This window comes from Emticicia sp. (assembly GCF_049241225.1).
In the GTDB taxonomy this organism is placed as follows: domain Bacteria; phylum Bacteroidota; class Bacteroidia; order Cytophagales; family Spirosomataceae; genus Emticicia.
The window spans coordinates 1-2,789 of sequence record NZ_JBMLRC010000004.1 but is presented as its reverse complement, the minus strand read 5'-3'; the positions used below and the strand labels follow the sequence as shown (position 1 = coordinate 2,789).

General features: G+C 37.6%; 4 protein-coding genes. 2 read left to right on the top strand and 2 right to left on the bottom strand.

Annotation, left to right across the window (positions count from 1 at the left end; all coding sequences use genetic code 11):
- Positions 1-217: 217 nt before the first annotated feature.
- Both ACOVO2_RS00105 and ACOVO2_RS00100 read right to left on the bottom strand, forming a co-directional pair.
- Complete coding sequence (locus ACOVO2_RS00105) at positions 218-1,006, bottom strand: TatD family hydrolase (protein WP_421768018.1); 789 nt, start codon at positions 1,004-1,006, stop codon at positions 218-220.
- Positions 1,006-1,311, bottom strand: coding sequence for a c-type cytochrome (locus ACOVO2_RS00100; RefSeq protein ID WP_421768017.1), 306 nt, complete (start codon positions 1,309-1,311; stop codon positions 1,006-1,008). Before ACOVO2_RS00100 ends, ACOVO2_RS00105 begins: the two co-directional genes overlap by 1 nt.
- 154 nt (positions 1,312-1,465) lie before the next feature.
- Here ACOVO2_RS00100 and ACOVO2_RS00095 point away from each other — a divergent pair, with 154 nt between their 5' ends.
- Positions 1,466-2,224, top strand: coding sequence for a glycosyltransferase family 2 protein (locus ACOVO2_RS00095; protein WP_421768016.1), 759 nt, complete (start codon positions 1,466-1,468; stop codon positions 2,222-2,224).
- A 77-nt stretch (positions 2,225-2,301) separates the two neighbouring features.
- A partial coding sequence (locus tag ACOVO2_RS00090; protein WP_421768015.1) for a metallophosphoesterase family protein occupies positions 2,302-2,789 on the top strand: 488 nt, incomplete at its 3' end.

Genomic DNA, 2,789 nt, shown 5'->3' with positions numbered 1-2,789 from the left:
GCCGAGGCCGACGCCCACAAAGCAGCAAAAAGAATTCCGAGAAGAATGGTTTTTAGATTCAAAGAATTTTATTTATAAAAATTATAGATTGACGATTACGGATTGTAGATTTTCGATGTATAAAATTTGTTTGGCTTTGAAGTGTTTTTTTTATCAAAAATCAACACTTTACAATCTTTCATCATCAATTTTTAACTATTGAATATTGATTCAAAACTTATGATTTTAGACCGACCAAAGATAAGGCATTTTGGGTGGTTTGTGTCACAACTTCCGCAAAATCTGTTGCTTTGATTTCGGCAATTCGGCGAGCAACCAGTTCGATATAAACTACTTCGTTTCGTTTGCCACGGTACGGAACCGGTGCAAGATAAGGCGAGTCGGTTTCGAGAACGATGTGTTGCAAATCAACATGCGGTAAAATTGTGTCCATTCCGCCATTTTTGAAGGTAGCCACTCCACCAATTCCCAACAAAAAGTTGATTTCGATGATTTTCTGAGCTTCCTCTAAATTTCCCGAAAAACAATGAAAAATACCTCGTAAATCAGCCCAACCAAATTGCTTGATTAGCTCGATACAACGCAGAATGGCATTATGTTCGTTATTTTTCGAGTTGCGAGAATGAATACAAATCGGTAAATTATATTTCTTGGCCAGTGTCAATTGACGTAAAAAAACTTCTTCTTGCTGAGCCACAAAAGTCAAATCCCAGTAGAAATCAAGACCAATTTCGCCAATCATGATAAACTTTCGGCGTTCGAGCCACTGCTCCACTACGGCCAATTCTTCTTCAAAATTCTCTTTCACATAACACGGATGCACGCCCATCATGGCATGACAAACGCTGGGGTATTGTTGTTCGAGAGCCAACATGCCCTCAATAGTTTCGTGGTCGCAGTTGGGCATCCAGATTTGTTTTACTCCTGCCGCAAATGCACGTTCGAGCATGGCATTGCGGTCTTCATCAAATTGCTCATCGTAAATGTGAGCGTGGGTTTCTATCATTATTCTTTGGTTTTTTGCTTCAAAATATCCAAGTATTCAATCACTTGGTTGATTTGTTCGGTGCTTAATTTTTCTTTCCAACTGGGCATTTTACCTTTTCCGTTGGCAATGACTTCATAGTTTTCGGTGGGGCTCAATACGCTTTTTTGAAGATTTTTTGCTCCTAAAAGTCGCTTTGTGCCATCTTTTCCGTGGCATTTTGCACAATTTTTCTCGAAAATCTCTTTTCCAGTAAATTCCTGATTCTTCTTGTTAAAACTTATGGCTAATAAGCCAATAGCAATCGAAATGATGATTGTTTTCATGTTAATTTTTTGGTTTTTATTTGAACACAAATCATTTACGTTGGTTTTGTCAATGAAGATTCAAGAATCACGAAAACTTATGATTTCAAATTATTCAACAAAATTACGATTGAAAAATCAAAAACCTTAACTTTGGCAATAAAACCATTGATGAATGAAAGTTTCGGTAGTAATTATAACGCTCAATAATGTTCGTACGATTAGACAAGTTTTGGAGTCGGTAAAAGGCTGGGCCGATGAGATTGTGGTAGTAGATAGCGGCAGTACCGACAAAACTCTAAGCATTGCCAACGAGTTTGGTTGTAAGACTCAATACCGAAAATTTGATGGTTTTGGTACACAAAAACGCTACGCCGTTGACCAAGCCCAAAACGACTGGATTTTTATCGTAGATTCTGACGAAGTTGTGAGCGAAGAGCTAAAAAAAGAGATTGATGTTGCTTTGCAAAGTGCTGAATATCAAGGGTATATGATACCCAATACGCTTGTTTTTCTGGGTGGAATCATGCGATACGGGCGAGAGTATAAAATGCCTCATTTGCGACTATTTAATAAAAAATACGGAAATTATAACGACCGAGAAGTACACGAAGATGTGGTTTTAAATGGAAAAATAGCTACACTAAAAAATCATGTTTTGCATTACAGCTATGCTGATTTAGCAGATGTTTTTCAGAAAATGAATAATTATTCGTCTCGTGGAGCCAACGAATTGCATAAAAAAGGCAAAAAGGCATCTTTACTTAAAGTGGTCACGAAGTTTCCTGTTACGTTTTTTACTGAATATTTTATCAGACTCAATTTCCTGAATGGTTATCGTGGTTTTGTTTGGGCTTTCACACAGAGCGTTTATGCGACGATGAAATATTTGAAACTTAGAGAAATAATTTTGAATGATAGAATGATAGAATGATAGAATGATAGAATTAGTTTATTATTCACACATTCGCTCATTCCGAACGGGCGACGAACCGCTTCAAAATTAGACTTATGACTAAAATCGGATTAATATCAGACACGCACGGATTTCTTGATGAATCGGTTTTTACGCATTTCAAAGACTGCGATGAAATTTGGCACGCTGGCGATATTGGCTCGCTCGAAATTATCGAAAAATTGGAAGCCTTCAAACCAACTCGTTTTGTGTTTGGCAATATTGATGAAAAAGAGATTCAGTGGAAAGTACCTGAAAATCAAAACTTTACGATTGAAGGGCTGGAAGTTTGGATGACTCACATTGGTGGAAGTCCACCCAACTACAACCCAGCTGTGAAAAAGCAATTGAAGATAAAAACACCCGATATTTTTGTTTGCGGGCATTCGCATATACTGAAAGCCATGCGTGACCCCAAACAAAACAACATGATTTTTCTGAATCCCGGGGCAGCAGGAAAACAAGGTTGGCATAAAATGAAAACTTTACTTAGATTTACGTTGGACACAGGAAAAATGTCTAACTTGGAAGTCGTAGAACTCGG